The sequence below is a fragment of the Streptomyces hainanensis genome (assembly GCF_004348415.1).
Lineage (GTDB): Bacteria > Actinomycetota > Actinomycetes > Streptomycetales > Streptomycetaceae > Streptomyces > Streptomyces hainanensis.
The window spans coordinates 1-4706 of sequence record NZ_SMKI01000544.1 but is presented as its reverse complement, the minus strand read 5'-3'; the positions used below and the strand labels follow the sequence as shown (position 1 = coordinate 4706).

Annotated in this window: 4 protein-coding genes and 1 pseudogene; 2 read left to right on the top strand and 3 right to left on the bottom strand. The window is 73.1% G+C overall.

Translation table 11 applies throughout. From position 1 onward, the window contains the following. Both E1283_RS32125 and E1283_RS32120 read left to right on the top strand, forming a co-directional pair. Nucleotides 1–127, top strand: a pseudogene (locus E1283_RS32125) (IS481 family transposase); the annotation flags it as partial. 212 nt (nucleotides 128–339) lie between these two features. Further along, nucleotides 340–1245 carry a class I SAM-dependent methyltransferase gene (locus E1283_RS32120; RefSeq protein WP_132821689.1) on the top strand — a complete coding sequence of 302 codons (906 nt, stop codon included), beginning with the start codon at nucleotides 340–342 and terminating at the stop codon, nucleotides 1243–1245. Nucleotides 1246–1285: 40 nt separating this feature from the next. On the opposite strand, the gene E1283_RS32115 is transcribed toward E1283_RS32120, so the two are convergent. From E1283_RS32115 to E1283_RS32105, 3 genes are read right to left on the bottom strand one after another with little or no spacing between them, the layout of a single operon-like run. Beyond that, nucleotides 1286–2386, bottom strand: a complete 1101-nt coding sequence (locus E1283_RS32115) for an NAD(P)-dependent alcohol dehydrogenase (RefSeq protein WP_132821688.1) — start codon at nucleotides 2384–2386, stop codon at nucleotides 1286–1288. Beyond that, a complete protein-coding gene (locus E1283_RS32110; protein WP_132821687.1) occupies nucleotides 2383–3786 on the bottom strand; it encodes an aldehyde dehydrogenase family protein in 1404 nt (467 codons plus the stop codon). Before E1283_RS32110 ends, E1283_RS32115 begins: the two co-directional genes overlap by 4 nt. An 8-nt stretch (nucleotides 3787–3794) precedes the next feature. Beyond that, a complete protein-coding gene (locus tag E1283_RS32105; protein ID WP_132821686.1) occupies nucleotides 3795–4550 on the bottom strand; it encodes a (5-formylfuran-3-yl)methyl phosphate synthase in 756 nt (251 codons plus the stop codon). Nucleotides 4551–4706: the final 156 nt, after the last annotated feature.

The following is a 4706-nucleotide window of genomic DNA, read 5'->3' as shown; positions in this document are numbered from 1 at the left end:
AGAGCAGGAACGACGCGACGCCTTCCCCGACTGGCTCCACACCTACAATCACCACCGCGGACACACCGCACTCGCAGGCAAACCACCCACCAGCCGCGTCCCCAACCTCACAGGGCAATACACCTAGCGCGCCTCGGAACACCCCGGAGCCGCCCGGGCGAGATTCATTCGTACGAGCGAGTTCCGTCAGTTCTCCCTGCGGTGAAACGGTGCGGCTCGGATCATGAAGGCGCTGAACGAGTCACGCGTTCGCATCCGGGTCGGAGGAGGCGCGGTGGTCGGCACCGCGAACTCTCCGCTCATGGCCGCCACTCGCGCCGATGGAGGACACACACCACCATGCTTGACGCATCCCCTCGCAACACCGGCACGGACGGTGTGGACGGCGGTGTCGGCCTGACCGCCCTCCTGGTCGCCGCCGCACGGGCGATCGAAACCCACCGCGGCGACAGCCTCGCACGGGACCCCTACGCGGAGCACTTCGTGCGTTCCGCACCGGCGTGCGCGGGCTGGCCGGTCCACCCCGGAGAGGTCCCGGACGGGGACGCGAACCCGTTGTGGGGGCGGTTCGCCCGCTACTTCGGCCTGCGCACGAGGGTCCTGGACGACTTCCTCGTCCGGTCGGTGGCAGGCGGCGCCCGCCAGGTGGTCCTGCTCGGCGCGGGGCTGGACACCCGGGCCTTCCGGCTCGACTGGCCGGCCGGCTGCGTGATCTTCGAGATCGACAGGGACTCCGTGCTGGCCTTCAAGCACCGCGTGCTCGGCGACGTGTCCGCCACGCCGCGGGCAACCCGGGTGCCGATCCCGGTCGATCTCCGCGCCGACTGGGTCGCAGCCCTGACCGGTGCCGGCTTCGATCCCGCCGAGCCGAGCGTCTGGCTTGCCGAGGGCCTGTTGTTCTACCTCCCCCACGACGCCGAGACCTATCTCGTCGACACGGTCGACCGGTTGAGCGCCGGCGGCAGCGCCCTGGCGTACGAGGTCAAGGTGGAGAAGGACCTGATGGCTTACCGCGACAGCCCGTTGTACACCTCGACCAACCAGCAGATCGGCATCGACCTGCTCAGCCTGTTCAGCGGGGAACCCCGGCCCGACTCCGCGGCCGCGCTGGCGGACAAGGGCTGGAGCACGTCGGTCGAACTGCCCTACGACTTCACCCGCCGGCACGGGCGCGGCCCGCTGCCCGAGCCGAACGACGCGCTGGAGGGCAATCGGTGGGTGTTCGCGAACAAGGCCCTGACCTGACACCGTCGTGAGCGGTTCCGGTGCGTCGTCTGCCGGGCCGTCACCCCTCCGGCACCAGGACGGGCTTGACCACGCGGCCCGCGTCGAAGTCGCGTTCCGCCTGGTCGATGTCGGCGAGCGGGTAGGTGCGGATCAGCTCGTCGAAGGGGAACCGCCCGGCCCGCCACAGCCCGATCAGGCGCGGAACCAGCAGTCCCGGCACCGCGTCCCCCTCGCAGACGTGGGAGATGCTCCGCCCCTGGTCCAGCGCGCCCGGTTCGATCGGCAGCGGCGTGTGGAGCCGCGCGACCAGACCGAGGCGGCCGGTCGGGCGCAGGGCCCGGAGCGCGTCGTTGATCAGCGGGGCGGAGGCCGTGCTGTCGAGGGCGTACTGCGCGCCGCCGTCGGTCAGCCGCCGAACGCGGCCTGGCAGGTCGGCCGACGTGGCGTGCACCGGGATCGCGCCGAACCGCTCGGCGAGGGCCAGCCGTTCGGGGTGCCGTTCGACGGCCACGACCGTCGCCCCGGCGGCGGTGGCCGCCATCACCGCGGCCAGGCCCACCGCTCCCGCCCCCAACACCACGACGGTGTCGCCCGGCCGGACCCCGAAGGAGTTCAGCACCGCTCCGGCGCCGGTGAGGAAGCCGCAGCCGAGCGGCCCCAACAGTGCCACGGGCAGCGCCGGATCCACCCGGACGGCGTTCCGGGCCGAGACCAGCGCGTACTCGGCGAACGAGGACTGCCCGAACCACCGGGGAGCCAGCGCGCCTCCCGCCGCGTCCGTTAACCGTGCCGGCTTCTCCTCGCGCCCCGCGAACAGGTTCAGCGCGGCGAAGGAGTCGCAGTAGGCGGGCGCCCCGGCGAGGCAACTCCGGCAGCCACCGCAGGAGTCGAAGCTCAGCACGACGTGATCACCGGTGGTCAGGCCGGTGCCGGGGCCGCCTGTCTCCACCACGACCCCGGCCCCCTCGTGGCCGAGCACCGCCGGCAGCGGCGAGCGCCCCGCCGAACGCCGGACCGCGAGATCCGTCCGGCACATCCCGCAGCCCGCGACCCTGACCAGGACCTCGCCGTCGACCGGCCCCCCGTTCAGGACCACCTCCTCGACCGCGAACCGGCCCTCGTACGAGCGCAGCACCGCCGCGTCGAACCTCGTCGTCACGGCTCCTCCGGGCGGTGCACGACGAACGGCCTGAGGTTTCCGTAGAGCCCCCACGGCCCGCCCGCGACGCCCACACCGCTCTCCTTGACGCCCGCGAAGGGCTGCGCGAGTGACAGTTCGCCATGGTGGTTGATCCACGCCGTCCCGCACTCCAACCGGTCGGCCACCGCCTCGGCCCGGTCCTGATCGGTTCCCCAGACCGAGCCGCCAAGACCGAAGCCGGTGTCGTTGGCCGCCGCGACGGCCTCGTCGAGGCGGGCGTACGGCAGCACCGGCAGCACCGGGCCGAACTGCTCCTCCGTCACCACCGGGCTGTCCGGCGGGACATCGGCCAGGATCGTCGGGGCGAAGAAGTAGCCCGGCCGGTCCATCCGCCGACCGCCGACCACCGCCCGGGCCCCGTCCGCCAGTGCCCGGGCCGTACAGCGTTCGACCCGGTCCAGTTGGGCGGCGTTGTTGACCGGCCCCAGTCGCGAACCCGGGTCGAGCCCGGGCCCGACGACCACCGTCTTCGCGCGCTGCGCGAGGGCCTCGACCACCTCCGCGTGGATCCGGGCCGGGGCGTAGACCCGCTTGACCGCCATGCAGACCTGCCCGCAGTTGCGGAACGCCGCCCAGAACAACCGGTCCGCGACACGCTCCACGTCCACGTCGTCGAGCAGGATGGCGGCGTCGTTGCCGCCCAGCTCGAGGGTGACCCTGGCGAGCGACGCCGCCGCGCCCGCCGCGACCGCCCGGCCGGTGGGAACGGATCCGGTGAACGTCACGTGGCGGATCCCCGGATGGGACGCCAGGCGGGAGCCGAGGGGCTCGCGGCCGGTGACGACCGTCAGCACGTCGTCGGGGAGGGCGGTGGCGACGACGGACGCGAGCAGCCGGGTGGCGAGGGGCGTGAACGGGGACGGCTTGAGCACCATCGTGTTGCCCGCCGCGAGTGCCGGCGCGAACTTCGCCGACGCCAGCTGGAGGGGAAAGTTCCACGGGACGATCGCGGCGACGGGCCCGAGAGAGCGCCAGCGGAGCTCGCTGCTCACCGGGCGACCGTCCGAGATCGGCTGGGGAGGGGCACCCAGGTCGGCGAAGTACCGCAGGCGGGCCGCCGTACGGGCCACCTCCGCCAACGACTCGGCCAGCGGCTTGCCCTGCTCACGGGTGAGGAGCGGCGCGAGGTCCTCGCCGGCCGCCTCCACACGGTCGGCCGCCGCGAGCAACGCGGTGGCGCGGGCGGCGGGATCCGCGCGCCAACCGGGCCAGGCCGCCCGGGCCCGGTCGACGATCCCGTCCAACTCCTCCGGCCGCTGGTCGGGAGCCTCGTCGAACGCCTCACCCGTCGCCGGGTCGACGACCGCGAAACGCCCGCCGGGGCTGCCCGACCCGCGACGGAACCGACTCGTCGGCATACCGGCGGTCAGCTCGCGGCGGTGACGGCGGCCGCCTGCTCGCCGGCGTGCCGGTCCATCTCCGCCCGGAAGGCGGCCACCAGTTGCGGCTGGATCCTCCCGCTGTTCCGGTCGCCCCGCTCACAGACCGCCCCGCGCACGCCCACGATGTCCGTGCCGATGCGGGTCAACGTGCCGAGGTCTCCCGCCGTGACGCTGCCGGCGAGCGCGGCCAGCAGACCCGCCTCGTGGGCCAGCCGCACGAACTCCGCGCAGCGATCCGGCGGAACGTGGTCGAACAACCGGCTCCCGTCCTTGATCGCGGTGTCCAACATGGCCGCGTCGCAACCGGCCCGTCGGGCGATGTCGGGCAGCGCGAGCGGATTGACGCAGCCGACCCGGTGCGCGTCGGCGTAGCCGGACGCGACGACCAGGGCGTCCGGCCGATGGTCCTTCACCGCCCGGACGACCCCGCGCATCACGTCGACGGCCTGCTCGGGCGTCGTGCACCCGTAGAGGCCCACCTTGATGTACGACGCCCCGGACACGACCGCCCCGAGCGCCGCCTGCGCCACCGTGCCGGGCTTGTACGGCACGTCTCCCACGGTGGCGGACACCGGCTTGTCCGCCGGGACCGCGTCACGGATCTCCCTGATGACCCACGGGAAGTTCGCACCGAGCGAGCCCTCGTCCGGCTTCTTGACGTCGACGATGTCGAGATACCGCGCCGCCTTCGCACAGACGAGGGCTTCCTCGACGCTGTCCGGAGAGATGAGAAGCAACAACACGGACCCTTTCGACGGCATGTCCACCCGGCCCGACGAGCCGGTGCGGGGAATCGCCCGGAGCGCGCGACCTGCTCATTCTCGATGTCGCCCAGAACCACCGGGAGAGCGCGCGAACACCGAACGAGTCACGCGGCGCACCCCCGGCGCGCCACC